The organism is Streptomyces sp. NPDC059224 (genome assembly GCF_042754285.1).
Lineage (GTDB): Bacteria > Actinomycetota > Actinomycetes > Streptomycetales > Streptomycetaceae > Streptomyces.
The window spans coordinates 50,481-76,688 of sequence record NZ_JBHZAN010000022.1 but is presented as its reverse complement, the minus strand read 5'-3'; the positions used below and the strand labels follow the sequence as shown (position 1 = coordinate 76,688).

Sequence of the window (26,208 nt, the reverse complement as noted above, 5' to 3'; positions counted from 1 at the left end):
CGCCGCCCTGGTATTCGGCCCGGCAGCCGCCTCAGCCGCCACCGCCGACGCGGGCCCAGAAGCCTCGGGCTCCGGTGCCGCGCGGTCGGCGGCGGAGCCCGGAACCGACATCGTCTCCCTGCTGGACCGCGTCGAAGCGGTGGACACGACGCGCTACGGCCCCGCCCTGACGCCGCTCCAGGACACGCTGCCCACCTGATCGGGGCGAACGGCACCGCCGTCGACGCGTCCCGGGCCGCCGCCTACGCCAAGGACGTACGCGAGGGAAGCGCCGCTCTCCAGAAGCGGCTGACGGAACTGCGCACCGGCACCGAGCGTTCGGCCCGGGCGGCCGATCCCGTCGGGAACCTGGTGAGCGCCGTCCAGGCCGCCGAGGCAAGCTGCTCGCCTCGCTGGCCTCCCTCGTCCTCGGGGGCGTGGTGAGCGCGGTCACCGTCCTCGGGGGCGTGGTGAGCGCGGTCACCGGGCTGCTCGGCGCCGTGCCCGCGCTGCCGTCGCTGCCCGCCGTACCGTGAGCGAGTGATCCTCGGCAACCGTGACCCGCCGTCGCGGCGCCCCGTAACGGGGACGCCGCGGTGGCGAGCCCGTTCGGCACCTGCGGGTCAGTTCCCGCCCCAGCCCGGGACCATCGGCAACACCTGCTCAGCGACTCGTTCGAGAGCCGTGTCGTCGGGCGGTACGTCGTCCTGCCGCCAGATCGCGACCTCGAACGTGCCCTTTCCGTCGTCCTTCGCGTGCTTCGAGACCAGGAGGCAGCGCGCCGTGCCACCGGGCCCCGTGCTCGCCTTGCCACCGCCGAGGCTGAAGCCGATGGAGATGGTCGGGCTGGAGTAGAGGACGGCCGGGTGCCCCAGCACGGTCGTCCTGTGCGCGTCCCCCATCAGGCCGCCCGTCTCGGCGACGGACAGATCGTCGTAGGACGCCGACAGCTTCACGGAGTACGTCTTCAGGGTCACCGTGGCCTCCGGCGAGGGGATCTTCGTGCCCCCGGCGAGCGTGATCCAGTCCCCGCTGCCGCCGGCGGTCTCGGCCTGTTCCTTCGGTGTCCCCAGCAGGGCCGGCAGATCCGGGCGGTTCAGCGCCTCGCACAGCCGGGCGCCCGACACGTAGCGGGCCGGCAGCCGGTCGGTCGACTTCGAGCAGGCCGCCGGTTCGCCGCGCGCGTCCTGCGGGTGGACGAAGGCCTTCTGCGCCCACAGCACACCGACCACCCCCAGGAAGACGGCCACGGCCGCGATCGCCTGGACCGCCGGTCTGCCCTGCTTTTCGGGCTCGCTGAAAACCTCGGTCATGCCCCACCCCCGCCGTGCCTCCCCTGTGCGCCCGTGGAGCGTAACCGATGTGCGCCGTACCGACGTTCACAGGACTGATGTTCACGGGGATGGCACGGACGGCCCGGTCCTTCTCGGTGGCTGTGACGTCCCGGGGCGGTGTTTGATGTCGGCAGCACGCACCGGCCCGGAGGAGACAGGGGTGGACACGGTGGCCGACGGACGGATCGTCCAGGCGGGCGGGAGCGCCCTGGTGGTGCGTCGCGCGCCGCGGGACCGGACGCGCGCGGCGGTGCTCGTCCTGCACGGTGGGCAGGAGAACGGGCGCAGGCCCGCTCGCCCCTGGCAACCGGCCGCCCTGCGCATGCGCCCTTTCGTGAGCGCCGCCGCGTCGGTCTCCTCCCCCCGCGACGTACTGGTCGGCCAGGTGCGCTACCGCTACCGCGGCTGGAACGACGACGCCGACCCGCTCCAGGACGCCCTGCGCGCCCTCGACGAACTGCGCGGCCGGGCCGGGGACGTCTCGGTCGTACTGGTCGGGCATTCGATGGGCGGCCGGGCCGCGCTGCGGGCGGCGGCCGACCCCTCGGTGCGCGGGGTGCTCGCGCTCGCGCCCTGGTGCCCGCCCGGCGACCCCGTGGACGACCTCGCCGGGACGCGGATCGTCGTCCTGCACGGCGACCGGGACCGGGTCACCAAGCCCGCCGGGTCGGCCGCGTACGTGCGGCGGGCCCGTGACTCGGGTGCGCAGGCAGGAATGGTGCTGCTCAGGGGCGGGGATCACGCGATGCTCCGCCGCAGCCACGACTGGCACCGGGCCTCGGCCGCCGCCGTCCGCCGGCTGCTGCGCCCCGAACGTGACCTGGAGGGCTGGACGGCCGAGGCCTGCGGGGCCGAAGCGCCGCTTCTCCGTTGACCCGCGTCCTGATAAAGTGCCGCGCCCCCACGCGGCATCCACTCCGAGGACGGCTGATGTCGATCACGAAGTTCGTCACACTTGTCAAGTACCTGACAGCATTGCTATTGGTTCTCGCCCTGTCCGGCACCACGCCGGCGACCGCCGCACCACCGACCGCAGGGCCCGCACCGGCCGTGTCCGCCACCGGTACCTGGCAGGCACCCCTGTCCACCCGGGGCCGCTACATCGTCGACGCCGCCGGGAACCGCTTCCGCCTCAAGGCCGCGAACTGGGACGGCGCCCAGGGGTCCTGGACCGGAAGCGGAAGCATCGCCGACCCGGCCAACCACCACGCCGGCCAGGACTCCTACGGCATCCCCCTGGGCCTGGACCGCGCCTCCCTCCCCAAGCTGCTGGCGGACTTCCAGGCGCTCGGCATCAACAGCATCCGGCTGCCGTTCTCGAACGAGATGATCCGTACGACGGCCCCGGTACCGGACGCCTCCGTCGCCGCGAATCCGCAACTACGCGGAGAGACCCCCCTGGAGGTCTACGACGCCGTGGTGAGCGCCCTGACCGGAGCGGGCTTCGCCGTCATCCTCAACAACCACACCAACACCTCCCGTTGGTGCTGCGGCGTCGACGGCAACGAGCGCTGGAACAGCAGCCAGTCGACCCAGCAGTGGGCCGACGACTGGGTCTTCATGGCCCGGCGTTACGCGGCGAACCCACGGGTGGTGGGCGCCGATCTCTACAACGAGGTACGCCGTGACGTCCTCGACGACCCCAACTGGGGCCTGGGCGACAACCACGACTGGTACGCGGCCGCCCAGCTCGCCGCCGACCGCATCCTCACCGAGGCGAACCCGAACCTGCTGATCGTCGTCGAGGGCATCAACTGGACCGGGATCCCGGTGGACGGCTTCGCGCACGACCGCCCCACCCTCGCCCCCGTCCGCACCCTCTCCCACACCCTGGTGGACGCGCACAAGCTCGTGTACTCCGCCCACTTCTACGGCTACACCGGCCCCCACCACAGCGGCGCCACCGGCATCGGCGAGACCAGCGACCCGCGCTACCAGGACCTCTCCCGCGACGAGCTGTACCAGGTCCTGGCCGACCAGGCCTTCTTCGTCACCACCGAAGGCAGGCACTACACCGCGCCGGTGTGGATCAGCGAGTTCGGCATCGGCGCCGGCGAGACGGGCACCGCCGCCCGCACCTGGTTCGGCAACATCACCGACTACTTCGCCGACCACGACACCGACTTCGCCTACTGGCCGCTGGTCGGCTGGGAGGGCCACGACGACTGGGCGCTGCTGCGCTACGACACCGCCGGGCACCGCTCCGGCATCCTCGACGGCGGCGACTGGCGTGCGACGGCCTGGACCCACCTCATGGACTCCCCCGGCCGTACGGGCTACGTCGCACCGGGGACGACCTGGCGGATGCTGGCCACGGACCACGGCGACGCGGTCGAGTCCCGGCGCGTGCGGGCGGGTGGCGACTGGGACTCGGGGGCCTACAAGGCCGTCTGCCCCGACGGGCTGCGGCTGACCGGCCTCGCGCACTCCGGCGGACGCGGCCTGTGCACCGACGCGACGGCCGGTGACCTGCGGGCCGCGGGCAGCGGCCAGACCGTCGTCACCGACGAGCGGTACGTTCCGGCGGGCGGCGACTGGGCCTCCGGGTACACCAAACTGCAGTGCCCTGCGGGCCAGTTCGTGATCGGGTACAGCCGCCGCGGGGAGCGGGTGTCGGCGGTGCTGTGCGTGCCCGCGCGCGCCGCGGTCGGCGCGAACGGCCGGACGGTGTGGTTCGACCGGTCCGACAACCGCCCCGCCGACGGGGCGGGCGACGACTTCGCCTACGGCGCCTACAAGGGCCAGTGCGCGGCCGCCGAGTACCTCGCCGGGGTCGCCTTCACGACCCGGGTGGGCAGCACACCGGGACCTGCCGCCGTACTGTGCGCGCCGCTGCCGTCCTGACCTCGAGAGCCGCTTCCACGACCCGGCTCAGGGCACGCGGGCGAGCCCGCCGCCCTGGGCCGGCAGGGTCAGGCGGTCGTGGTGCCCGGGCGAGCCGGGGTTCTCCTCGGTGGCGGTGAGGATGGACTGCTGGAGGCGGCGCAGCCGCCCCGAGGGCTCCAGGCCGAGCTCTCTGACGAGGAGGGCGCGCAGCTGCTGGTAGACGTGGAGCGCCTCGCCGCGCCGGCCCGAGCGGTACAGGGCGAGCATGAACTGGGCGTGCAGGTTCTCGTGGGAGCGGTAGCGGCTGGTCAGGACGGTGAGTTCGGCGAGCAGTTCGCGGTGCCTGCCGAGCCGCAGGTCGGCCTCGATGCGCTGGTCCAGTGCGCACAGCCGGCCCTCCTCCAGCCGCCGTGCCTCCATGGCCAGGTGGGCTCCGGTGTGGACGTCGGCGAAGGGCGGGCCTGTCCAGAGGTCCAGGGCCTGGCGCAGGGTGCGGGAGGCACCCGCGAAGTCCTCGTCGTCCATGGCCCGGCAGCCCAGTTCACGGAGCCGCTCGAACTCGTGGATGTCGCTGCCGCCTCCTCCTGAAGCCAACAGGTAGCCGCCCGGCAGGGTGGTGAGGACGTCCTTCGCGGACGGCGCGTCCGCGCCATCGGGACCGGCACCCTGGCGCAGCGCCGTCGCGATGTGTTCCCGGAGCTGGAGGACGTAGGTCTGCAGGGTGGTGCGGGCGCTGCGCGGCGGGGCGCCCGCCCAGAGTTCCTCGACGAGGGCGGGGACGGGCACCACCTGGTCGGCGCGGAGAGCCAGCAGGGCCAGCACCTGGCGGGGCTTCGCCGCGGTCGGGGCGATGGAGACCCCGTTCTCCCGCACGTTCAGTGCACCCAGCAGCCCGATGTCCACACGCGTCTCCCTGAACCTCTCACCTGACACTCCGCCAGTAGAAAACAGCGCAACCGGTCTGTCAACAGACCGTTCGCCGGCCCGCCCGCGGCTGAGGGCGACCAGGTGCCGCAGCGCTCTCCGGAAACGCCGGACTGCCCGCTCCACGTCGTCTTTTCAACAATTCCCGGGACTGGTCGACCCCGACCGGACGGTTCGGGGCGGCCGTGAGCCGTGCGGGCTGCCCGTCCGAAGAACAGCCCGAACGAAGCCATCCGGTCGGTTATGTGACCATGGATCAGCTCAGCGCCTCCGGCCGCGGGATTTGGCGGGAAGGGTGAGAAGGACGATCCCCAGCGCCGGCACCGCCAGTCCGCACCAGGAGACGGCCGGCAACCGTTCGCCCAGGACCGCGACTCCCGGGACGGCGGCCACCGCGGGCTCGGTCAGGGGCAGGGCCGTGGCGATCTGCGCGGTGGTGTGCCGCAGGCCGTATCCGAGGAGCCAATACCAGAGGAAGGTGGTGACGGCCCCGAGCTGCAGGACGACAAGCGCGCCCCGTGGTGTCGGCAGCCACGCGGAGCTGACCGAGCTGACCCCGATCCCGTGCGACGTGTTCGTGCGGTACGGGCAGTGGTTCCGCAAGCGCTGTGTCGGCGAGGTGGAACCGGCCCGGGTGACCGCGGTCGAGCGGCCCGCGCCCGTGGCCGGCTTCGTGGTCCGGCCGGACGACGGACAGGAGCCGGCGGCCTCGGCCGTCGTGGTGGCGACGGGTCTGAACGGACTCGCCCATGTCCCGGACGAGTTGCGGCACCTCGCACCCGAGGGGCCCGGCCCTCGAACGCCGGTGTCGCACACCAGTCACCACACCGATCTGTCCGCGTGCGCGGGCCGGAGGGTCGCGGTCGGTTGCGGCGGCCGGTCCGCGCTGGAGAGTGCCGCGCTCTGCACGAGGCGGGCGCCGAGGCACAGGTGCCGGTGCGTGAGCGGAAGGTGCTGTGGGGCATGCCCCCGGACCTCACCCGGCCGTGGACGCAGCGGGTGGCCAAACCGGCCTCGCCTCTGGGCACGGGCTGGATCCTGGCCGGGGTCTGCGCGGCGCCGGGCGGTGTGCGGTGGTGTCCGGCGGCGGCCCGGCCGCTGCTGTTCCGGCGCGCGCTCGGCCCCTCGGGCGGCTGGTGGTTGCGGGAGCGGGTGGTGGGTGTCGTAGCGGTGCACACCTCGCGCCGGGTCACCGGGGCGGTCCTCTCCGGGCCGGTGGTGCGCCTGGACGTCAGCGGCCCCCGGGGCGGGCGCGAGTCCCTCACCGTCGACCACGTGGCGGCCACCGGCTACCGGCTGGACCTGGACGCCCTGCCGTTCCTGTCCCCCACGGTGCGTCGCGCGGTGGCCTGCGCCCCGGGTTCGAGGGCTCCCGCGCTGCGCGGCACGTTCGAGTCGTCGGTGCCGGGGCTGTACTTCACGGGCTCGCTCGCGGCACCGATGTTCGGGCCGATGATGCGGTCGTGGCGGGGACGGAGTTCGCGGCCGTCCGGACCGCCCGGCACATCGGAATCTCCTGGGCAGGGGAATCAGGTTGCGACGGGTCCGGTGCGCCCGGTGAGCTGGTTCCATGGACGGTGCCGTGGAGCGGGTGCGACGGGCGGGGCCGGCCGGTGACCGCGTGCGTGTGCGGCGACCGGCCCGGTGGCACGGGCCGGCGCTGCTCGGCGCCCTCATGCTGGCCGCGTTCACCTTCAACACCGCCGAGAACCTGCCGGTCGGCCTCCTGGAGGCGATCTCCGCGGGTCTGCGGGTGTCCCTGCCGGCGGTCGGTCTGCTGGTCACCGGTTACGGCCTGACGGTGGCCGTGGCGTCGCTTCCGCTCGCCCACGTCACCCGGGCCCTGCCCCGCCGTCATGTGCTCACCGGGCTGCTGGCCGCGCTCGTCGTCTCCAGCACGACCGCGGCTCTGGCCACCTCCTACTGGCAACTGCTCGCCGCACGGCTGCTGACCGCGCTCGCCCAGGCGCTGTTCTGGGCGGTACTGGGACCGGTCGCGGTGGATCTGTTCGCGCCCGGGGTCCGGGGACGGGTCGTCGGGGCGCTGTCCGTCGCCGGTTCGCTCGCCCTGGTCCTCGGTGTGCCCGCGGGTACCTGGCTGGGCCGCCACGGCGACTGGCGGACGCCGGTCGCCGCGCCGGCGGTGCCGGGACTCGTCTCGCTGGTGACGATCGCGGCACTGCTGCCGACGTCGCGCCCGGAAGACGCGCCCGCGGCCCACGGGAGCCGCCCCGACACCCGCCGGTTCGTGACGGTGCTGGCGGCCGGGACGTTGTCCGCCACCGGGGCGTTCGCGGGATACACCTACATCGTGACGTTTCTGCGTGACGTGAGCGGATTCCCGCCCGCCTCGGTCGGCTCCCTGCTGGTGGTCTTCGGGGTGGCGTGTCTGGCGGGCGCGGCCGTGACCGGGGCGCTCCTCGACCGCTTCCCGCAGTCCGCGCTGACCTCCGCCGTGGCCGTCCAGGCGGTGGGCCTGCTCGGCCTGTACGCGGCGGCCGGCCGGCCGGTGGCGGCGGTGGTGTTCCTGGTCCTGACGGGCGGAGCACTCGGACCGGTGTTCATGGCCACCCAGAACGCGATGCTGCACTGCGCGCCGGGCCGCACGGACCTCGCCCTCGCGGCCAACTCCGGCCTCTACAACGCCGGTATCGCGGCAGGTGCCGCACTGGGCGGCCTGCTGCTGCCACCGGCCGGGGTCCGGCCGGTCTTCCTGGCGGGCGGCCTGCTGACCGTCGGCGCCTGCGCGGTCCTGTTCTGCGGGCGGGCTGTCAGCCGATGACCGGCTCGAGCCGGGCGTCCGGGTTCCCCGGCCCTCGTCCGGGCCCGGAGGGACCGCGGCCTCTCCGGTCCGGCGGTACGACCAGTCGGCGCGGCAGCGGCCGTGACCGTCACCGGGGGATCACCGCCGTGGAACCGCTCGGGACGTCTCCATGGGTGGGCTCCGAGGAGTCCGGTGCGCCGGACGAGGGCGGGTCGTCCTCGGTGGCCGTCAGCACGGCCTGCCGGATCCTGCCCACCACGGCCGAGGGTTCCAGGCCGTAGTCGTGTACGAGGGTGGTCCGCAGGCGCTGGTACGCGGCGAGGGCCTCGCCGCGGCGGCCCGAGCGGTGCAGGGCCAGCATCAGCTGTCCGCACAGGCTCTCGTGGGTGGGGTGCCGGCTGACCAGCACGGTGAGTTCGGCGATCAGCTCGCGGTGCCGGCCGAGCCGCAGATCGGCCTCGATGCGCCGGTCCAGCGCGCACAGCCGGCTCTCCTCCAGCCCCCTGGTCTCGGCGCGCAGACAGTCTCCGGCGGAGACGTCGGCGAGGGCCGGGCCGGTCCACAGGTCGAGCGCGGTACGCAGCGACCGCGCCGCCGCGCGATGGTCCCCCACGTCCATCGCCCGGTACCCGGCCCTGGTGAGCCGCTCGAACTCCCAAAGGTCACTGGTGCCTTCACCGCTGTCGAGCAGATAGCCGCCGGGTACGGTACGCAGCACCTGTTTCGGGCTGCGTCCGGCCCCGTCGCCGCCCGTCGCCGCCGACGTCCCGGCGATGAGCTCACGCAGGTGCATGACGTACGTCTGCAGCGTGGGGCGTGCGCTGCGCGGTGGCTGTCGCCCCCAGAGTTCCTCGGTGAGCGTCGCGACGGTCACCGCCCGGTCGGCGTGCAGGGCGAGCAGGGCGAGCACCTGACGCGGCTTGGCCGCGGTCGGTGTGATGGAGACGCCCCTCTCGCGCACGTCGAGCGTGCCGAGTATGCCGATGTCCACGCCGTCCCCCTGGCCGTCCGCCCCTCGGGTGCTCCGAGTCCCGGGCACCCGAGTCAAAAACGGCATGGGCGGTTTGTCAAACCGAACCCCGCTGCCTTTGTCGGCTCTTGACCGACAGTCAGGAGTCGGACAGCGCGGCGCCCGCGAACTGGCCGCTGCGTGCGGACAGTTGCGGAAGCACCAGCGACCAGAACTGCTCGGCGTGCTGGAGCGAGATCCGGTCACGGTCGGCCGCGCCGAGCACCTCGAACCCGACCGTCGCGGCCACTATCACCGCGGCGACCCGGTCAGGCGAGACCCCTTCGGCCAGCTCGCCCTGGCGCTGGGCCCGCACCAGTTGATCGCACACCCAGGTACGCCACCAGCAGCCGAAGCCCATGCCGTTCTTGCGGGAGGGGTCGAGGCTCAGCCTGAAGCCCGCACGGACGACGACATCGGTGGCGACCATGACCAGCAGGTCCCGGGTGACGGCGACCAGCAGGTCCAGCGCGGAGGCGGCCGACGGGCGCCGGTCGGCGGCCATCTGCTCGATGTTCCGCCGGGCCAGAGCCTCCACCTCGACGGCGAGGGCGTCCTTGCTGGGAAAGTGGAAGTGCAGCGCTCCGGCGCTGACTCCGGCCCGCCGGCTGATCGCGGGCAGTGAGGACAGCGCGTATCCGTCGTCCGCGAAGGTCTCGGCGGCGGCATGGACGAGGGCCTGGCGGGTTCGGGCCGCCCGGAGCTGCTTGACCATCGCGATCCCCCTGTTGGTCCGGGCGAATCCGGAGTTGGACGGTCCGATTCCCCCCTGGGCCTGCAACATTCCGATTCGAGAACCCTAGCAAACAGCACGCTGAGTAGGTTTGGCAGAGCGCAGAGTGCGGACGGGAGGAGCGGGTGGCCCTTCCCGGTCGTCGGGAGGCGGCGCTCCCTGCGGACAGCGAACCAGGCGGATGGTTCGGTTCCGAGGCGGGTCAGGCCTCGGTCGCCACCAGTGATTCCTGCCGCCGACGCTCGACTTCGTCGACGACCCGGGCGCCCCGGTCGGGCGCGGTGTCCAGCCGGATCAGGGCCGCGGGAGTGGCTATGGCCGGCAGTACGTGGTTGTAGAGGACGGAGATGCGGTCGTTGAGATCCGTCCAGTCGGAGACCACCTCGGACATGAACTGGGTCCCGATCCAGGCACCGAGGAAGCACTCCGCGGTCTCCTGGGGCGTGACGTGCGGCAGTACCTCGCCGCGTTCCTTGGCCTCCACCAGTTTCTCGGTCACCACCTCGGTCCAGGCGGGCCAGGCGCTGCCGAACAGCGAACGGCCCTGGAGGTCCGCCGACAGCCGTATACCGGCGAGGAGGATGACCTCCTTGGGGATGCGGTGGGCCAGCGTCATGCCGATGTCCACCCACTCCTGGAGCTTCAGCTCACGGGGCACCCAGTAGTCGTCGCTGATCTGAGCGTTGATCACGCCTCGCGCGAGGGCTTCCTTGGAGTCGAAGTGGAAGTAGAGGGCTCCCTTGGTCACTCCGGCCCGCTCGAGGATCTCGGCGATCGTCGCCGCCGTGTACCCGCGCTCGGCGAAGACCGCGGCTGCGGCCTCGACAACAGCGCGGCGGGTCCGAATCGCACGCTCCTGACGCGCCATGAGGACCCCTCCTCGGTCAAAACAAAACCGGACGTGACGTACCTTACCCCAATCGGGGGTCGGTATTTCGGCCGCACAGGACCGATTCCCGGTCGGTCCCGCGCCCGCGCCGGGGCGTCGGCACGGGACTCGTCGGGCAGTTCACCAGGCGGTGCGCCCGCCGTCCACGGTAAGTGTGGCACCCGTGACGAAGCTCGCCCTGTCACTGCAGAGCCAGGCGGCGGCCTCCGCGACCTCCTCGGGGTCGGCGGCGCGCGCCTGCGGGGCGGAGCGGTAGGCCCGTGCCTCGTTCTCCGGCGACTTGGCGAACCAGTCGTCGATCATCTCGGAACGGGTCAGGCCCGGGGCGATGGCGTTCACGCGGATGCGGTGCGGGGCGTACTCGACGGCGGCGGCCTTGGTCAGTCCGATCACCGCGTGCTTGGAGGCGATGTAGGGCGCGGCCGTCGAGGAGGCGACCAGGCCGCCCACGCTGCTGGTGTTGACGATCGAGCCGCCCCCGGTCTCCAGCATCGCCGTGATCTCGTGGCGCAGGCAGTTCCACACACCCCGCACGTTGGTCTCGGTCACCCGCTCGTAGTCGGCGTCGCCGATGAGGTGCATCGGGGTCTTCGGCAGCGCGACGCCCGCGTTGTTGAAGGCGGCGTCGAGACGGCCGTAGCGCCCGACGGTGAACTCGACGGCCCGGCGCACCTCTTCTCCGTCGCGTACGTCCAGAGAGCGATGACTCGCCTCGGCGCCCCCGGCGCGCAGCTCGTCGGCGAGGTCGCGCAGCTTGCCCTCGCGGCGGGCGGTCAGGACTACGGTGGCACCCTGCCGGGCGAACACCCGGGCGGCGGCCGCGCCGATGCCGCTGCTGGCACCGGTGATGAGGGCGACCCGGCCCGCCAGTGCGGCACCTTCCGCCGCGGTCACCTGGTCACCTCCGGGGCGGTGGAGAGGGAGTCGGCATCATGCCAGAAGACGTCGAGCCCGGCCTCCCGGTCGAGGGTGCGCAGGCGCTCTTCGTCGATCTCGGCGAGGCCGCCGACCAGGTGCCGGACGCCGAGTTCACGCATCAGCTCGCGCTGGAAGCCGTGCTCGAAGGTGCTGGGGTGACCGACGAACGGAACGTCCAGCTCCTTGGCGTGACCGGCGAAGCGGGCCACGTCGTCGATGAAGAGGACCTGGTGGCGGCCGAGACCGAAGCGGTCCTCGCCGATCTCCCGGATACCGGGGCGGAAGTCGTTGGTGCAGATGTAGTGCGGAGCGGTGAACAGCTGCTCCCAGGACCCGAGATGGCGGCGGAAGTGGTCCTCGTCGAGGCCGCCGTAGCAGATGACGTCCAGGCCCGCGGCGCGCAGTCGGTGCAGGAGTTCCTCGGCGCCGTCGAGCGGGTGGACGGGGTGGGCCCGCAGGTAGTGCTCGCGTTCCGCGAAGTAGTCGGCGATCGCGTCCTGTTCGCTCACCTCGGCGCCGGTCTCCTCCAGCAGCACCCGGGCGGCGGCGAGGCGGGACTGCGAGAAGAGCCGCTGCTCCAGCTCCCGCGTGTACGTGCCGCCGTACTTGAGGACGAGGCGGTGCAGGACGGGGCTGAAGCTGTCGTTGAGCAGGACGCCGTCGATGTTGACGGCGGCGAGGCGCAGGGTGCGCAGTGGTTCCATCGGGTCTCCCTCTCGCAGGCCGTTCGAACATCATGCAGGGGCCGTCGGTGCCGGCGGCGGGCCGGGTGGGCCGGCGGTCGGCGAACTCCCGGGCAGATGGCCGAAAGAGACCGCTGGACAGGTTTTGATCCAGGCCGCCCGGACCCCGCCCACCGGTAACCGGCCCCCGACATCTGCCAGTTAGTCCGTTTTTCGCCGTGCCTCCGACGTGATTGAGCGCAAAAATACTTGGCCAAACCACCACGGAGCGGAGTCATGCATGGATCGAGTCCCACCACGCTTGGTGAATCCTTTACCTTGTGGCCGACCCGAGAAAACCGGTAGGTCCGTATCTTATAGGCGTCGAACAGAGCTTCAGCCAACGAAGAGCTTTCCGACGGGGGGTTGTCGATGAGCCTGTCCGCCAGCGAGATCGGAGTCGGTCTGCCCGTACTGCCCCGGTTGACCACCACGGTGCCCAAGGAGTACGTCCACCGGGCGTCCCTGGCCGAGGTGTTCCTCACCGGCTGTACCGCGCAGGACGACGGGCTGCGGTTCTCCCTCACCGGACAGTGGCCGCGCGCCCACACCTTCTTCAACAGCGCCGACGGCTCCAGCCATGACCCGCTGCAGGCCGCGGAGACGTTCCGGCAGGCCGGCATGTTCGTGACGCACGCAGAACACGGTGTACCGCTCGGGCATCACTTCGTGCTGTGGTCGCTCAGCTGCCACACCGATCCGGAGCAACTGCGCATCGGCTCCCGGCCGACCGACTTCGAACTCGAGGTGACGTGCCCGGACACCGCACCGCGCGGCAGGGCGTCGGCGCGCCGGATGGGCATCGGGTTCGCGCTGCGCAGGGACGGCCGGCCCGTGGCCCACGGGGACGGGCTGTACTCCATCGTCACGCCGGCCGTCTACGCGCGTCTGCGGGCCAGCCGGCCGGGACCGCGTGCGGCTTCGGTGGACCCGGTGATCGCGGCCGACCCGGTGGAACCGTCCGCGGTGGGCCGCACCTCTCCCGCCGACGTGGTGCTGACCCCCACGGACGCGCCCGGCCGATGGCTGCTCACCCCGGACCTGACCCATCCGATCCTGTTCGACCACGGCGGTGACCATCTGCCCGGCATGGTTCTGCTGGAGGGTGCCCGCCAGGCCGCCTGCGCCCGGCTGGCACCCCGCGCGCTGATACCGGTGAGCACGTCCACGACCTTCGACCGCTACGTCGAACTCGACAGCCCGTGCTGGGTGGACGTGACCGGGGTGACCCCCGAGGACGACGGCACGGTGACCGTGCAGGTCGTCGGCCGGCAGGCCGGCGAGACGGTCTTCACCTCCACCGTGCACGGTCCCGTCGTCGGCTGAGGGCGTCGCGAAACGGCCGCTGCCGGCCCCCCTTCGGGACCCGGCAGCGGCCCGGCCGTAGGACTTTCAGCGGCGGTGGTCCCCGACGCGGCGGTCACCACCCAAGTGCTGGTCACCACCCACGTGCCGGTCACCACCGTCACGGCGGTGCAGACCCCAGGAAGCGGAGTCCACGAAGCGCCCGTGGTCATTGCGCAGGGTGACGGTGTCGCGGTCGTGGTTCAGCACGGAGCGGGTCCTGTCCTGGTACACGTCCCTCATGGTGTCCCAGCCCTGCCCGGTGTGGACCCGGACGGTGCCGTGGCCTGCCAGCCAGAAGTGCCGGAAGGTGTAGCTGTGGCCGTCGGCGTCCGACAGCGTCCAGCCGCTCAGGTTCACGTCCCGGCGGGCGGTGTTGGTGACGTCCACCCACTCCCGGTTCAGGGCGCGGCCGGCATAGACCGCGCGTCCGTGCAGGTCGTGCTGGACGGCGCTGATGACGACCGCGTCACGGTGCGCGGAATGCGGAGCAGCGGCCACGGCGGGCAGGGTCGCGGCGCCCACGAGGGCGGCCGCGACGGCGGTGGCGGAACCGAGACGGCGGGCGGTCGCGAAGACGGTAACGGACACGAGGTCCCCCTTTACGGGGTTCGGGCACGCCCCTCCGCGTGCGGCGCGAAGCCGCGGTCCGCGAGGGGGTGTGTGGTGCGGTGCGACGGCCGGGCGGCCGCGCAGTCACACATTGCAACGGGGTGGCGGGACACGTCGGGCACACATCACGCCCATTACCGATCTATCACTTTCCCATGACTCTCGACTGTAACGTCCATTTATCAAGTGAATACACCGATTTGTCGCAAGATGGGGCCCGCAAGCCGTGCGATCAACGGGCCCCAGGACACCTCACCCGCGCCCGGGGTGCCCCGCGAACGGGGCCCGCTCACCCGAAAGTGAGTAACAGTCAGCGGCCGATCGGGGCACCGCAGGACGATCTTCTGATCGTCGTATGGAATTCCTCGATCGGTCGGCCGCGACTATGGCTCGGGGAAAGCGTTTGCCACTAGGTTTCGGCGTGCCATTTGGCATGCCCACACCATCTCAGCGCAACCTCCCCGTAGGAGACACCCCCATGCGCAGACTCGTTGCCTGCCTGGCGGCCGCGGTGGCCGCCCTCGGTGGGCTCACGGCGACGGCCGCTCCGGCCGCGGCGGCCGGAGCGGGCACGTTCAGCGTGCTCACGTACAACGTCGCCGGGCTTCCGGAGTCGCTGTCGAGCGCGTCCACACCGCGCGACACCAGCACCACCGAGATCGGCCGGCGCATCGCGCCGTACGACATCGTCAACGTCCAGGAGGACTTCAACTACCACGCCTACCTGTACTCCACGGACACCCATCCCCACCGCACCGCGACCAGTGGTGGCGCGGGCATCGGCAGCGGGCTCAACACCGTCTCCGACCACGCCTGGGACGGCGACGACTTCGAGCGCGTCGGCTGGAACTCCTGCCAGCTCGACTCGGGTGACTGCCTCACCCCCAAGGGCTTCACCTTCATGCGCGAGCGGCTCGCCGAGGGCGTCTACGTCGACTTCTACAACCTGCACACCAACGCGGGTACGAACGACGGCGACGAGGCCTCCCGGGCCGACAACCTCAGCCAGCTGACGTCGTTCATCGGCACCCACTCGGCCGGGAACGCCGTGGTGGTCATGGGCGACACCAACACCCGGTACACCCGCAGCGCAGACACCATCGCGGAGTTCGCCTCAGCCAACGGCCTGACCGACGCGTGGGTCAAGCTGATCCGTGGCGGCAGCGCGCCGGCCAAGGGCAGTGACGCCCTGGTGTGCGACCAGAGCGGGGCCACCGTGCCCAACACCTGCGAGGTCGTCGACAAGGTCCTCTACCGCGGCAGCAAGCTGGTCACGCTGAACGCGACCTCGTACGCCAACGAGCACGCCGAGTTCCTGAACGACGACGGTCTGATGCTCTCCGACCACGACCCGATCACGGTCGGCTTCTCCTGGTCGCAGAACCCGGACTTCCAGCTCGGCGACCAGTTCGGCGGTCCGCACGGCGACTACTACCAGGACCTTCCGAGCGTCCCGGCCGCCGCCCGCGCCACCGCCGTCTCGCTGCGCGCGGGCTCCCGCGTCGACCAGGTCGGTATCACTCTGGGCAATGGCACCACGCTGGCCCACGGCGGTACCGGCGGCACGGCGTCCTCACTGACGCTGGGCAGCGGCGAGTACGTGACCACGGCGTACCTGTGCGAGGGCAAGCACAGCAACACCACCCGCATCTTCTACGCCAAGTTCACCACCAACCTGGGCAACACCCTGGCCGGTGGCACGACGACCTCGGACTGCGTGACCCGCACCGCGCCGACGGGCTGGCAGATCGCCGGCTTCCACGGCCGCTCCGGTGACGAACTCGACAAGGTCGGCTTCATCTACACCAAGCGCTGACCGCGTCCGGCAGGCCGGCGAACACCACGAACGGTTCGCCGGCCGGCCCGGTCCTGCCCCCTGCCGGGGACAGCGCTTTCACCGTCTCCGACGGCACCCCGCCGTCCCGGACGCCGTTGCGGTGGCGGCCGCACGGGACGGCCTGCTGATCGGCGAGCTGGGGCCGACCGACGCCGGGGGGCATGCCCCGGAGTGCGGGACGTCCGGCAGGCCGTCGGGCTCGCGTGTCAGGCGGTGAAGCCGCCGTCGACGTGGATGGAGGCACCGGCGGACGTAGGAGCCGTCCGCACTCGCCAGGTGGGCGACGGTCGCCGCGATCTCGGAGGCTTCCGCGCAGCGGCCCAGAGACGTGAGGGCGGCGATCGCCTCGGCATCGGGTCCGTCGGCAGGATCGGTGTCGGTGTCGATGTCGATGTCGGTGGGATCGGGGTGCACCAGGTTGACGTTGATTCCTGGCGGACCGAGTTCCCGGGCCAGACCCTTCGTCATCCCGACCAGTGCCGTCTTGCTCATCGAGTACAGCGCCAGTCCGGGGAAGACCGCTCGCTCGGCGACATTGCTGCCGATGCTGATGAGGCGGCCGCCCTGACCCGTGTGCCGCAGTGCAGCCCGGGACGCCACGTACGGCCCCTGGACGTTCACCGCCAGGGTGCGGTCGATCTCTGCCGGCCCCAGGTCCTCGAGCGGGCCGCGGAGGGTGAGGACGGTGCGCTGGAAGAAGGCGCCGCCCTGCGGATTGTCGGAGTACTGGTCGAGGGAGACGATGTCGGCGCCGTGCCGGATGAGGACGGCGGTGAGCGCCGCGACGATCCCGCCGGCCTTGGCGAGCTTCGGGATCCGCACCCTTTGCCTGCGCCGGGGGCACGGCTCGGCCGGTTCGCGGCCACCGCTCGTTGCCTTGTGGCAAGCGCTGACTGTTCGCACCGTCGGACGGTGTCCGGACACAGGAGATCGCCCCAGTGGTACGTGCGTTGACCACCGATGGTTTTGATTGAGCTTTGTACCGCTTCACTGGAAATCGCTTCACACAAACACCGGTCACACTCGATCGCCGGGTGTTAGAACTTGGCCACAGAGCGTTGGGCCGTGAACGGCCTCGCGCACCCTCTCCGGTGTGAAGTGGAACGACCTTGCCCAAGTCCAGATCCCTGACCGGCAACTGGCGCGTCGCCAGACGCCTCCAGGCCATTCTGCTCATCCCCGTGCTGGTCGCTCTCGGTCTCGGCGGGGTCCGGGTGAAGAACTCGGTCGACACCCTGCGGGACGCCGACGACGCGGTGCGCGTGGCTGAGTTGGTGCAGGCGGCGAACGCCTACGCCAGTGACGCCATCGACGAACGGGACGTGTCCGTCATCCCGCTGCTGAAGGGCGAACGGAACGCGCCGGCGGTGGCGGCGGCGCGCCGGGGGACCGACGCGGACGCCGAGGCGTTCGACCGGGCGGTGGCCCGTGCGCCGAGGACCGCGGGCCTCGTCAGGCGGATCGAGCTGGTCCGGGCCGGCGAGAAGCAGCTGCCCGCGGTACGGGCCAACGCGTTCACGGACCGGCTGACCGGGGTGCAGACGGAGGAGAGCTATCACGCCGTCCAGCACCCGCTGATGGAGCTCTCCAACGAACTGGGCTTCGGCAGCAGCAACCAGGCCAGCTTCGGACGCACCCTCTACGCCATCTCCCTGACCCAGGCGGCCGAGTCCCTGATCCGGTCCATCGGCACGCATCTGCTGGTCGAGGACCGCACTGCCCTCGCGGAGGGCGAACTGCCCACCCAGCTCGGCTCGTTCAGCTCGTACGCCTATCTGGAACAGGTGGCGCTCCAGGAGTACGCGGGAGCCGGCACCGCGCAGGACATGACCCGGCTGCGGACGGCGCTGGCGAACGCGGAGAAGAAGGGCGCGGAACAGACCGCCGAGGCGGCCGAGGCGGCCAGGGCCGCCGGGCGGACGTTCGTGGCTCCGCCCAAGCTGGCGGCGATGATCAGCGAGATCGCCGGCGGGAAGCCCACCGGGCAGCTGGCCGCGGAGGGCATCACGCCCGAGTCGTTCTTCGCCGCGTCCACCCTCGCCTTCGACGCCTGCCGGAGTATCGAGGTCCATCTGACCGACACGGCGCTCGCCGACGCCCGGAGCATCGCTGCGGACGCGAAGACCGACGCGGTCACGAACGGCTCGCTCGCGCTCGGTGCGGTGCTGGCGGCGCTGCTGCTCGCGGCCTGGGTGGCCCGCTCCATGAGCCGGGGGATGCGCCGCCTGAGCGCCTCGGCGATGGAGATCGCCGAGCAGCGGCTGCCGGCGGTGATCACGCAGCTGTCCCTGGCCGTGCCCGGACAGGTGGACACCAGGGTCACGCCGATCCCGATCACCACCACCGACGAGATCGGCGAGGTGGCCCGGGCCTTCGACCACGTGCACCGGGAGGCGGTCCGGCTCGCCGCCGAACAGGCCCTGCTGCGCGGCAACATCAACGCGGTCTTCACCAATCTCTCCAGCCGCAACCAGTCGCTGGTCGAGCGGCAGCTGGCCCTGATCACCGATCTGGAGGAGCGCGAGGCGGACCCCGAGCAGCTGGCGAACCTGTTCAAGCTTGACCACCTGGCCACGCGGGTGCGGCGCAACGGCGAGAACCTCCTGGTGCTCGGCGGTGAACGCCCCGCCCAGCAGTGGGACCACCCGCTCCCCCTGGTCGACGTCATCCGTGCCGCGGCCTCCGAGGTCGAGCAGTACGAGCGGATCGAGCTTGCGGGCATCCCGGAGGCCGAGATCCACGGCCGGGCCGTCACCGACCTGGTCCATCTGCTCGCCGAGCTGCTGGAGAACGCCACCGCGTTCTCCTCACCGCGCTCGAAGGTCCGCGTCACGGCGTCCCGGCTGCCGGACGCCCAGACCATGATCGAGATCCATGACAAGGGCATCGGCCTGGTGCCCGAGGACTTCGCGCTGATCAATCACAAGCTGGCCAACCCGCCGACCACCGACGTCTCCGTCTACCAGCACATGGGCCTGTTCGTGGTCGGCAGGCTGGCCGACCGGCACGGTGTCCGGGTCCAGCTCCGCCCGGCCGCCCGGGAGTCGGGGACGACCTCGCTGGTCATGCTGCCGGGCACCGTCCTGTGGCGCGACGGCGCGGCGTCCGACACCGACACGCTGGCCCTGGCCACGGTCAGGGCCGGCCTCAGGTCCGGCACCTCCACCGGCATCGAGGCGCTGCTCGCCAAGGAGCCCGCCGACCCGTTCGGCGGCCACGAGGCGTGGCAGGACGGCATCCCGGCACCCGCTCCGGGCACACCGTCCGAGGCGGCCGGCCCGCCCGGGGCGCCCGCCCCGTCCGGACGGTCCCGCCGGGCCTCCAGGCGTGCCCGCCGTACCGCCGGGGACGGCTGATCCGGGCAGCAGGGTCAGGGCGGTGCGGTCCGCAGGGCCCGCACCACCGCCCAGACGACGGACACGAACGGCACGGCCACGACGGCGCCGATCACCCCCGCGACGATGCTGCCCGCGATGACGGAGACGGCGACGACGAGGGGGTGCAGGCGCACCGCCCAGCTCATCACCAGGGGGTGCAGCACATGCCCCTCCAGCTGGCCGATGACGACGATGAGCACGAGAACGCCCACGGCGGTGAGCGGGCCGCGCCCGGCCAGCGCCACCACGGTGGCCACCCCCAGGGCGACCGGTGAGCCGACCAGCGGGACGAACGCGGCGAAGAACTCCAGCAGGGTCAGCGGCAGCGCGAGCGGCACCCGCAGCACCACCAGGGCGATCCCCACGAGTACGGCGTTGACGGCGGCCACGATGATGATGCCCCGGGTGTACCCGGCGAACGTCCGCCAGGCGGCGTGCCCCGCCCGGTCCCATGCGCTCCGGGCACCGGCCGGCAGCAGCTCGCGGCTGGTCCAGGTCCACAGCCGTTCGCCGGAGTTGATGAAGAAGACGGAGGCGAAGAGCGCGAGGGCGCCCCCGGTGATCAGTTCGACGACCGTACCGAAACCGCTGAGCGCCTGGCTGGCCAGGTTGGAGCGGTGGGCCTGGATGTAGTCCACGATCTGCTGCTGGAGGTGCGACAGGGCGCCCGGCCCGAGCCGGAAGGGCGGGCGCTGGAGCCAGACCTCGATGCGGTGGATGCCACCGCGGAACTCGTCGGCCAGCGTCGCCGACTCCTGGGCGACGGCGTTGCCGACCAGGGCCAGCAGTCCGAAGAACACGCAGATGCTGCCGACCAGGCTCACGGCCACGGACAGCGGCCTGGGGAGCAGCCGGTTCAGCAGGTCGGTGACCGGGCGCAGCACCGAGGTGACGACCAGACCCACGAAGAGGGCGACGGCGATCAGCTGGAAGCGGCCCAGGACGATGAAGACGCCGTAGACGACGATGCCGAGCACGAGGAGCCGCCAGGCGTAGGCGGCGGCGACCCGCAGGCCGGGCACGACGACCGCGCTGACCGAGGCGGAGGCACGCGGATCCCGGGCGCGTCCGCGGATCCGCACCGTGCGGGTGGAGCGGGTGCCGCGCCCCGCGCCCCGCGCCCCGGGTGCCCGGCCCCGCCCGGCTGCCGGTCCGCCCGCACCCGCCACCGCGCCTCCCGTTGCCGGCCTCCGTCACCTCGGGTGCACGTACGAGCACCTCCTGTGCACGTTAGGGGCAACGGGGGCGGTCGGCGGGGTGCGCTGGGCCAAGGGGGTCAGTGGCCCGCCGTATCGGTGACGGCCGTACGGGCGGCTCGTTCGACGAGCTTCACGCCGTCCGGCATGGACGCGCTGCCGTTGGAGAGGACCGCGACGAGGTAGTGGTGGTGGCCGGCCGTGACGCGTCCGACGCTGTTGATGTCCCACAGGTCGGTGGTGGTACGCATGAGCCAGCCGTTCTTCAGCGCCCATCCGGAGTCGGCGGCCGCCGAGACGCCCCAGGACTGATCGGCGGAGATCTGGGTCATCAGGGTGGCGATGCGGTTCCGGGACGCGGTGTCGAGCGGCGTGCGGCCGGAGCCGAAGATCGTTTGCAGGAGCCGTATCTGATCGGCCGCCGTGGTCCGGGTGAGCCCCCAGCGGCCTTGGGTGCCGGGCGTGGTCGAGGTCAGCCCGAGCCGCTTGTTGGCGGACGCCAGGCCGGGGGCGCCGCCGATGGAGTGCCACAGGGCGTTGGCCGCGTTGTTGTCACTGTCGCGGATCATCACCTGCGCCAGGGCGGTCTCCCGCGCGGTGAGGGCCCGCTGATGGTCACGCGCATGGAGCAGCAGCGAGGCGAGGATGTCGACCTTCACGATGCTCGCCGTGTCGTACGGCGTGTCGTCGCCGTAGACCGCGGGTTCCCGGCCGCTGCCGTCCAGGTCGAGGACGGCGGCGGTCACACGTGTCTTGGCCGGTGCCTGCACGGCCGTACGGAAGGTGGCGGGGCCGGAGCCGGAGGTGGCCGCCAGGGCAGCCGGCACGGCGCCGGTCAGCAGGGTCACCACCGTGGCCGCGACGGCGAGGGTGCGGTTGAGCATGCGGGGGCCTCGGCAGTTCAGGTCGGAGGGACACAGAACTGCGAACATAGACAAAATGCCCGGTCGGCGACGTGACCACCGCCACGAAACGGGCGGTTCGGGGCACATTGTGAGGAGTGCAACAAGGCTGCGGACGAGGCGGGATCCGGGGTGCGGAACACGGATTCCGCAGGCCTCATCCGGTCCTTTTCGGGGGAAGAATGTGATCAGAGTGACGGACCGACCCCTGGGAGGTGCCATGGGCACATCGGCGGAACCGCGGTTGAGCGGTCTGGAGGTCCGGTCCATCGACTACGTGCCGCTGGACGAGCGGCACGGCAAGCTGTGGCATCTGGGTCCGCTGTGGTTCATGTCGAACGCGCAGATCGCCACCCTGGCCGTGGGGCTGATCAGCATCACGGAGGGCGGCAATCTGATCTGGTCGCTGCTGGCGATCGTCGCGGGCACCGTGATCGGCACCTTCTTCATGGCCTTCCACTCGGCGCAGGGGCCGCAGCTGGGGCTGCCGCAGATGATCCAGTCGCGGCCCCAGTTCGGCTATGTCGGGGCGTTGCTGGTGTGGCTGTTCGCGTATGTGCAGTACGCGGGGTTCAACGTGTTCAACACCAGCCTGGCGGGTGAGGCACTGGACTCCACGATCCACGGCGGCGTGAAGCTGTGGGTGATCGTGGTGACCGTGGTCGCGTTCGTCATCGCCCTGGTGGGCTACGACATCATCCACAAGGCCGAGCGGTTCCTGACCTACACGTTCCTCGTCATCTTCGGCATCTTCACCGTCGGCGTCCTGGTCACCCTGCACTATCCGCCGGGCTCCTTCGACCTCGGGGGCTTCAAGTGGACGCCGTTCCTGGCGCAGTTCGGCGTGGTCGCCGGCTACCAGATCAGCTGGGCCATCTACGTCTCGGACTACTCCCGCTACCTGCCGCCGGACGTGACGGTCCGCAAGACGTTCTACTGGACCTACTTCGGCTCCGCGCTCGGCGGTATCTGGCTGATGGTGCTCGGGACGCTGCTGGCCGCCTGGGCGGGCGACGGCTTCGACACGATCCACTCCATCAACGCCGCCGGCGACAAGGTCTTCGACGGGTTCGGCGCGATCGTGCTGCTGTTCGCCGCCCTCGGTCTGATCTCCGTCACCGCACTGAACATGTACGGCGGTTCACTGACGCTGATCAGCGCCATCGACTCGTTCAAGCGGGTGCGGCCGACGCTCGGAGTCCGCCTGGTCACCATCGGCGTGACCGCGGCCCTGTCCCTGGTGGGCGCGCTGGCCGCGACCTCGAACTTCCTGACGAACTTCAACAACTTCCTGCTGCTGGTGCTCTACCTGTTCATCCCGTGGACCTCGGTCAACCTGATGGACTACTACGTGGTGCGCCGCGGCCACTACGCGATCGCCGAGATCTTCAAACCGGACGGCATCTACGGCCGTTGGGGCTGGCAGGGGATCATCTCCTACCTGGTCGGGTTCGCGGTCATGATCCCGTTCTTCTCCGTCGGCACGCTCTTCGTCGGCCCCGCCGCCAAGGCCCTCGACGGCGCCGACATCTCGCTGTTCGTCGGGCTCCCGGTCTCGGCGCTGCTGTACTGGTGGCTGACCCGGTCGATCGACGTCGAGGCGGAGACCCGCATCGCCGAGGCCGAGGCGGCGGCCCTGGAGCAGGCGGCCCACGAACACCGTGAGCCGTAGGGCTCCCGGGAAACGCGGCCGCCACCGACCGGACGCAGTGGCCCCCGGGTCCAGCCCGGCGGATCACGCCGCGGACGCGGGGACCGCCACGCCCTCCCCCTCGGGGGGCCGTCGGCTTCCCGCGCCTGATCCGCCGGACAGGGCCTGGCTAGGCCGCTGTCACGACCGGGGGCAGTGGTTCGCGGGCCGCGTGCCAGGCGGCGGGGAGGGCGGCCACGCCCGTGCGGGCGGCGATCACCCCGCCCGCGATGGCGCAGGTGGTGTCGATGTCGCCGCGCCCGGCGACCGTGGCCCACAGGCCCTCCTGCAGATCGTCGAGGTGACGTGCCGCGCACCACAGCGCGTACGGGACGGTGTCCGGCCCTGACATCCGGTAGCCGGAACCCAGCACCTCCGCGGCGTGCCGGACCGAGGTGTGTGCCGGCATACGCGACGCGATCCGCACACCGGACCGGACGTCGCTGTCGGGGAGCCGTTCGGCGACCGCGTGGAGGAACTCCGGCCCGGCCGGGGTGGGGCCGCCCCGGCTGCGAGTTGCCAGCGCCGCGGCGAGGGCGACCGCCACCGCCCCGGCGGTCGCCTCCGGATGGTGGTGCGAGACGGCGCCCTGGCGGGCGGCCTGCTCGGCGGCCTCGTCGAGGTCGGCGGCGTGCCAGGCGCCGAGCGGTGCGACGCGCATCGCCGCGCCGTTGCCCCAGGAGCCCTGGCCGCCGAACTGTCCGGCGACCACGTCCTGCCAGGGCTCGCCCGCGCCGATCCGGCGCAGCACGTCGTGCATCGAGGCTCCGTAGCCGCGGTGCGTGTCCTCGGCGTAGGCCGCAGCGAAGCCCACGGCCAGGCGGTCCTGGTCGACGGTACCGCCACCCTCGGCGAGTTCCCGGACGAGCACGATCGCCTGGGCGGTGTCGTCACTCCACCGCCACAGCGGTTCCGGGGGCAGCGTCCGCGCCTCCAGGCCGGCCGGACCCTGCCGGCGCAGGACGGCGAACCACCGGTCGCCGAAGGCGTCGCCGAACGCGAGCCCGGACAGCGAGTCCAGCACAGGTGTGGGCATGTCGATCACCGGTGGAGTATCGCAGCGCGACGCCGCCGGCGCGCGGATTTCCGAGCGGGCGGCCCGCACCGGGACCTCGCGCCCACGTGGTCGGGGCAGGGCCGCGTGCTCGCGAAGCTGGAGTCGCCGACGACGGGCGTCCCGGTCGCGAGGCGCGGCTCCAGCGTCTTCGGCACGGGCAGGCAGAGGTCCCTCCAGCCGTCGGGGAGCACGAGGCCGACCGGGGCGTCGAGGCCGGCGAGGCTGTCGCGGGCGTCTCCCTCCAGCACCGTGATCAGGTCGTCCAGGCCGGTCTCGGCGAAGGTGCGCCGCGCGGTGGCGGTCCTCTCCCTGCTGAGTTCCGTGGTGACGACCGGCACAGCTCCGTCGTCCATACCGCGGCGGCCAGCCGGAGCGTGGAGATCCCGTACGACATCCCGAACTCGACCACCGTCGCCGGGCGGACGGCACGGACCGGGCTGTGGAGGAGTTCACCGCCCGCGGCCGAGACCGGCAGGCAGATCTCCGCGGCCGCGTCGGCGTGTTCCTGGGGGACATCGGCTTCGGGCCGGATCCCCAGTCGATCCGCTCCGCGACCGCGTCGTCCTGCTCGGCCTGCGCGGACATCCGGCGCAGGGCGTCCTCGACGGGTTCTCGGCCCCCTTCCGGGGCGAACTCCCTGCCGAGAGGGGCGAGATGACAGCCGGTGCGGAACGGCCGCATCACGGCGATCGGCACGGCCGGAGCGAGGAGGCCCGGCCGGCCGTGCCGGAGACGGCCGACGACCTGCTCGTCGAGAAGGGCTCCACGGGCGTCCCCATGGAGGGCATCGCCGTACGGGCCGGGGTGTCCGAGCACACCCTCTGCGGCTGGTGGAGCACGAAGGCCGGCGTCCTGCTGGACACCTGTCTCCAGGACGCGGACGAAGATCTCACCCCGCCCGGCTCCGGGGACTTCGCCGCCGATCTGCGGGACTCGCTGCTCCGGCTCGCGGGGTCTGTACGTCCGACTCGGGTGCCGCCTTCCGGGCGCTGCTCGCGCACGTCCGGCACGATCCGGCGTCCGCCGGGGAGTTCCGGTCGCGCTGTCTGGAGCCACGGCGCCGGCGCGACCGTGCCCTGCCGGAACGGGCCGTGACGGCGGGCGAGTTGTGCGCCGGGCTCGACCCGGACGCCGACGCGGACCAGCTGGTGGGTCCGCTCCACTGACGCGTACTGGTCCTGGGCGGGCCGGCCGGCGAGGTGTTCGCCGACGCCCTGGCCCACGCGTTCCTGCTGCGGCACGTCGGGCCGGGTTCGGCCCGCCGAGTCACCGCCGCGCTCAGTACGCGGAGTTGACGTTGTCGATCGAACCGTAGCGGTGGGCGGCGTAGTTGGCGGCCGCGGTGATGTTGGCCACCGGGTCGGTGACGCTCTTCGCGGTGCCACTGACGTGGTACGCGTTGAAGGTGGGGTCGATCACCTGGAGCAGACCCTTGGAAGGGGTGCCCTTCTGCGCGTTGACGTCCCAGTTGTTCTGGGCGGAGGGGTTGCCGCCGGACTCGCGCATGATGTTGCGCTTGAGGCCGTCGTAGCTGCCCGGGATGCCCTTGGACTTCATGATCCGCAGGGACTGCTTGATCCAGCCGTCCAGGTTGTTCGCGTAACCGGACTTCTGGCTGTTGCTGCTGGAGGCCGTGACCGCTGTGGAGATGTGCGCCTGCGTCGCTTCGGCGGCCTGCGCGGTCGTCGGCATGAGGGTGAGGGCTGCCGCCGCGGCGCCGGTGGTGGCGAGGCCGGTGAGGCCGATGGTGCGGAGGCGGGCGATGCGGGTGCGAGTGGTCATGGTCATGTGAGCGAATCTCCGGTGGGGACGGCGTCGGCGCCGGCCGCTGTGTGCGGCGGCGTGGGGCGGAGCCCCGTGCAACCGGCGGGAGTGGGCGGACCCGGCGGATGTCCGCTCGGCCCATCGCCCGTCTCCCGGCGACGAGAGCAATGTTTAGCGATCGCCAGAGCGGGATGCAATGATGTGACGTACTACGGAACATCGTAGAAATCGCTGAAATGTCCCTTTTGATGCAGGTTGCGCGGCGCCGGGAGCGTCACGCACCTACGACCCCCGATAGGATGTGACCTGGCTCCTATGGGTGGCGTCACGC

The 26,208-nt window shown here is 71.8% G+C and carries 24 protein-coding genes; 9 read left to right on the top strand and 15 right to left on the bottom strand.

From position 1 onward, the window contains the following. Positions 1-602: 602 nt before the first annotated feature. On the bottom strand, positions 603-1,292 hold the full coding sequence (locus tag ACFXI4_RS24670) for a DUF6215 domain-containing protein (protein ID WP_384994525.1): 690 nt from the start codon (positions 1,290-1,292) through the stop codon (positions 603-605). A 181-nt stretch (positions 1,293-1,473) separates the two neighbouring features. Between ACFXI4_RS24670 and ACFXI4_RS24665 the strand changes: the two genes are divergently transcribed. Together ACFXI4_RS24665 and ACFXI4_RS24660 are read left to right on the top strand one after the other, a co-directional pair. After that, entirely contained in the window at positions 1,474-2,187 is a 714-nt protein-coding gene (locus ACFXI4_RS24665; RefSeq protein WP_384994522.1) for an alpha/beta hydrolase, read from the top strand. A gap of 56 nt (positions 2,188-2,243) precedes the next feature. After that, on the top strand, positions 2,244-4,157 hold the full coding sequence (locus tag ACFXI4_RS24660; protein WP_384994520.1) for a glycoside hydrolase family 5 protein: 1,914 nt from the start codon (positions 2,244-2,246) through the stop codon (positions 4,155-4,157). Positions 4,158-4,184: 27 nt separating this feature from the next. Here ACFXI4_RS24660 and ACFXI4_RS24655 read toward each other — a convergent pair whose 3' ends face one another. Together ACFXI4_RS24655 and ACFXI4_RS24650 are read right to left on the bottom strand one after the other, a co-directional pair. Continuing rightward, positions 4,185-5,042, bottom strand: coding sequence for a BTAD domain-containing putative transcriptional regulator (locus ACFXI4_RS24655; protein ID WP_384994518.1), 858 nt, complete (start codon positions 5,040-5,042; stop codon positions 4,185-4,187). Between the two features lie 282 nt (positions 5,043-5,324). Then, positions 5,325-5,666: an EamA family transporter gene (locus ACFXI4_RS24650; RefSeq protein ID WP_384994516.1), complete on the bottom strand. Its 342-nt coding sequence runs from the start codon at positions 5,664-5,666 to the stop codon at positions 5,325-5,327. Between the two features lie 333 nt (positions 5,667-5,999). On the opposite strand from ACFXI4_RS24650, the gene ACFXI4_RS24645 reads away from it, so the two are divergent. Then, positions 6,000-6,680: a hypothetical protein gene (locus tag ACFXI4_RS24645; RefSeq protein ID WP_384994513.1), complete on the top strand. Its 681-nt coding sequence runs from the start codon at positions 6,000-6,002 to the stop codon at positions 6,678-6,680. A 58-nt stretch (positions 6,681-6,738) separates the two neighbouring features. Further along, positions 6,739-7,845: an MFS transporter gene (locus ACFXI4_RS24640; RefSeq protein WP_384994772.1), complete on the top strand. Its 1,107-nt coding sequence runs from the start codon at positions 6,739-6,741 to the stop codon at positions 7,843-7,845. Between the two features lie 109 nt (positions 7,846-7,954). Here ACFXI4_RS24640 and ACFXI4_RS24635 read toward each other — a convergent pair whose 3' ends face one another. From ACFXI4_RS24635 to ACFXI4_RS24615, 5 genes are all read right to left on the bottom strand, one after another. Further along, complete coding sequence (locus ACFXI4_RS24635) at positions 7,955-8,818, bottom strand: BTAD domain-containing putative transcriptional regulator (protein WP_384994511.1); 864 nt, start codon at positions 8,816-8,818, stop codon at positions 7,955-7,957. Positions 8,819-8,936: 118 nt separating this feature from the next. Next, positions 8,937-9,551, bottom strand: coding sequence for a ScbR family autoregulator-binding transcription factor (locus tag ACFXI4_RS24630; RefSeq protein WP_362727533.1), 615 nt, complete (start codon positions 9,549-9,551; stop codon positions 8,937-8,939). Between the two features lie 220 nt (positions 9,552-9,771). Beyond that, a complete protein-coding gene (locus ACFXI4_RS24625; protein WP_384994508.1) occupies positions 9,772-10,437 on the bottom strand; it encodes a ScbR family autoregulator-binding transcription factor in 666 nt (221 codons plus the stop codon). Between the two features lie 141 nt (positions 10,438-10,578). After that, positions 10,579-11,352, bottom strand: a complete 774-nt coding sequence (locus ACFXI4_RS24620) for an SDR family NAD(P)-dependent oxidoreductase (protein ID WP_384994506.1) — start codon at positions 11,350-11,352, stop codon at positions 10,579-10,581. After that, positions 11,349-12,080, bottom strand: a complete 732-nt coding sequence (locus ACFXI4_RS24615; RefSeq protein ID WP_384994504.1) for an HAD family phosphatase — start codon at positions 12,078-12,080, stop codon at positions 11,349-11,351. Before ACFXI4_RS24615 ends, ACFXI4_RS24620 begins: the two co-directional genes overlap by 4 nt. Positions 12,081-12,470: 390 nt before the next feature. On the opposite strand from ACFXI4_RS24615, the gene ACFXI4_RS24610 reads away from it, so the two are divergent. Then, on the top strand, positions 12,471-13,424 hold the full coding sequence (locus ACFXI4_RS24610) for a ScbA/BarX family gamma-butyrolactone biosynthesis protein (protein WP_384994501.1): 954 nt from the start codon (positions 12,471-12,473) through the stop codon (positions 13,422-13,424). A gap of 66 nt (positions 13,425-13,490) precedes the next feature. On the opposite strand, the gene ACFXI4_RS24605 is transcribed toward ACFXI4_RS24610, so the two are convergent. After that, a complete protein-coding gene (locus ACFXI4_RS24605) occupies positions 13,491-14,033 on the bottom strand; it encodes a lamin tail domain-containing protein (RefSeq protein WP_384994499.1) in 543 nt (180 codons plus the stop codon). A 499-nt stretch (positions 14,034-14,532) separates the two neighbouring features. Here ACFXI4_RS24605 and ACFXI4_RS24600 point away from each other — a divergent pair, with 499 nt between their 5' ends. After that, positions 14,533-15,870, top strand: a complete 1,338-nt coding sequence (locus tag ACFXI4_RS24600; RefSeq protein ID WP_384994496.1) for a jacalin-like lectin — start codon at positions 14,533-14,535, stop codon at positions 15,868-15,870. A gap of 78 nt (positions 15,871-15,948) precedes the next feature. Here ACFXI4_RS24600 and ACFXI4_RS24595 read toward each other — a convergent pair whose 3' ends face one another. Further along, on the bottom strand, positions 15,949-16,713 hold the full coding sequence (locus ACFXI4_RS24595) for an SDR family oxidoreductase (RefSeq protein ID WP_384994493.1): 765 nt from the start codon (positions 16,711-16,713) through the stop codon (positions 15,949-15,951). Positions 16,714-17,000: 287 nt separating this feature from the next. On the opposite strand from ACFXI4_RS24595, the gene ACFXI4_RS24590 reads away from it, so the two are divergent. Further along, positions 17,001-19,247 (top strand): nitrate- and nitrite sensing domain-containing protein, encoded by a 2,247-nt coding sequence (locus ACFXI4_RS24590; RefSeq protein WP_384994490.1) that lies wholly within the window; start codon positions 17,001-17,003, stop codon positions 19,245-19,247. A gap of 14 nt (positions 19,248-19,261) precedes the next feature. On the opposite strand, the gene ACFXI4_RS24585 is transcribed toward ACFXI4_RS24590, so the two are convergent. Further along, the gene (locus tag ACFXI4_RS24585) at positions 19,262-20,350 is read right to left on the bottom strand and encodes an AI-2E family transporter (RefSeq protein WP_384994770.1); all 1,089 of its coding nucleotides are present in this window, start codon (positions 20,348-20,350) and stop codon (positions 19,262-19,264) included. 194 nt (positions 20,351-20,544) lie between these two features. Further along, a complete protein-coding gene (locus tag ACFXI4_RS24580; protein WP_362729291.1) occupies positions 20,545-21,348 on the bottom strand; it encodes a serine hydrolase in 804 nt (267 codons plus the stop codon). A gap of 238 nt (positions 21,349-21,586) precedes the next feature. Here ACFXI4_RS24580 and ACFXI4_RS24575 point away from each other — a divergent pair, with 238 nt between their 5' ends. Further along, positions 21,587-23,038: a purine-cytosine permease family protein gene (locus ACFXI4_RS24575; protein ID WP_384994486.1), complete on the top strand. Its 1,452-nt coding sequence runs from the start codon at positions 21,587-21,589 to the stop codon at positions 23,036-23,038. Positions 23,039-23,186: 148 nt separating this feature from the next. Here the strand turns inward: ACFXI4_RS24575 and ACFXI4_RS24570 are convergent, their stop codons facing one another. Together ACFXI4_RS24570 and ACFXI4_RS24565 are read right to left on the bottom strand one after the other, a co-directional pair. Further along, positions 23,187-24,092: an ADP-ribosylglycohydrolase family protein gene (locus tag ACFXI4_RS24570; protein WP_384994483.1), complete on the bottom strand. Its 906-nt coding sequence runs from the start codon at positions 24,090-24,092 to the stop codon at positions 23,187-23,189. Positions 24,093-24,097: 5 nt separating this feature from the next. After that, complete coding sequence (locus ACFXI4_RS24565; RefSeq protein ID WP_384994479.1) at positions 24,098-24,466, bottom strand: hypothetical protein; 369 nt, start codon at positions 24,464-24,466, stop codon at positions 24,098-24,100. Positions 24,467-24,487: 21 nt separating this feature from the next. Between ACFXI4_RS24565 and ACFXI4_RS24560 the strand changes: the two genes are divergently transcribed. Beyond that, positions 24,488-25,279 (top strand): TetR-like C-terminal domain-containing protein, encoded by a 792-nt coding sequence (locus ACFXI4_RS24560; protein ID WP_384994476.1) that lies wholly within the window; start codon positions 24,488-24,490, stop codon positions 25,277-25,279. Positions 25,280-25,391: 112 nt separating this feature from the next. On the opposite strand, the gene ACFXI4_RS24555 is transcribed toward ACFXI4_RS24560, so the two are convergent. Beyond that, a complete protein-coding gene (locus ACFXI4_RS24555) occupies positions 25,392-25,901 on the bottom strand; it encodes a transglycosylase SLT domain-containing protein (protein ID WP_384994473.1) in 510 nt (169 codons plus the stop codon). Positions 25,902-26,208 lie beyond the last annotated feature (307 nt).

What these genes read in the sequence shown, in the direction of transcription:
- ACFXI4_RS24670 (WP_384994525.1), bottom strand. Translation starts at nt 1,292, where the DNA reads ATGACCGAGGTTTTCAGCGAGCCCGAAAAGCAGGGCAGACCGGCGGTC.
- ACFXI4_RS24615 (WP_384994504.1), bottom strand. Translation starts at nt 12,080, where the DNA reads ATGGAACCACTGCGCACCCTGCGCCTCGCCGCCGTCAACATCGACGGC.
- ACFXI4_RS24660 (WP_384994520.1), top strand. Translation starts at nt 2,244, where the DNA reads ATGTCGATCACGAAGTTCGTCACACTTGTCAAGTACCTGACAGCATTG.
- ACFXI4_RS24565 (WP_384994479.1), bottom strand. Translation starts at nt 24,466, where the DNA reads ATGGACGACGGAGCTGTGCCGGTCGTCACCACGGAACTCAGCAGGGAG.
- ACFXI4_RS24600 (WP_384994496.1), top strand. Translation starts at nt 14,533, where the DNA reads ATGCGCAGACTCGTTGCCTGCCTGGCGGCCGCGGTGGCCGCCCTCGGT.
- ACFXI4_RS24640 (WP_384994772.1), top strand. Translation starts at nt 6,739, where the DNA reads ATGCTGGCCGCGTTCACCTTCAACACCGCCGAGAACCTGCCGGTCGGC.
- ACFXI4_RS24570 (WP_384994483.1), bottom strand. Translation starts at nt 24,092, where the DNA reads ATGCCCACACCTGTGCTGGACTCGCTGTCCGGGCTCGCGTTCGGCGAC.
- ACFXI4_RS24630 (WP_362727533.1), bottom strand. Translation starts at nt 9,551, where the DNA reads ATGGTCAAGCAGCTCCGGGCGGCCCGAACCCGCCAGGCCCTCGTCCAT.
- ACFXI4_RS24580 (WP_362729291.1), bottom strand. Translation starts at nt 21,348, where the DNA reads ATGCTCAACCGCACCCTCGCCGTCGCGGCCACGGTGGTGACCCTGCTG.
- ACFXI4_RS24555 (WP_384994473.1), bottom strand. Translation starts at nt 25,901, where the DNA reads ATGACCATGACCACTCGCACCCGCATCGCCCGCCTCCGCACCATCGGC.
- ACFXI4_RS24625 (WP_384994508.1), bottom strand. Translation starts at nt 10,437, where the DNA reads ATGGCGCGTCAGGAGCGTGCGATTCGGACCCGCCGCGCTGTTGTCGAG.
- ACFXI4_RS24610 (WP_384994501.1), top strand. Translation starts at nt 12,471, where the DNA reads ATGAGCCTGTCCGCCAGCGAGATCGGAGTCGGTCTGCCCGTACTGCCC.
- ACFXI4_RS24575 (WP_384994486.1), top strand. Translation starts at nt 21,587, where the DNA reads ATGGGCACATCGGCGGAACCGCGGTTGAGCGGTCTGGAGGTCCGGTCC.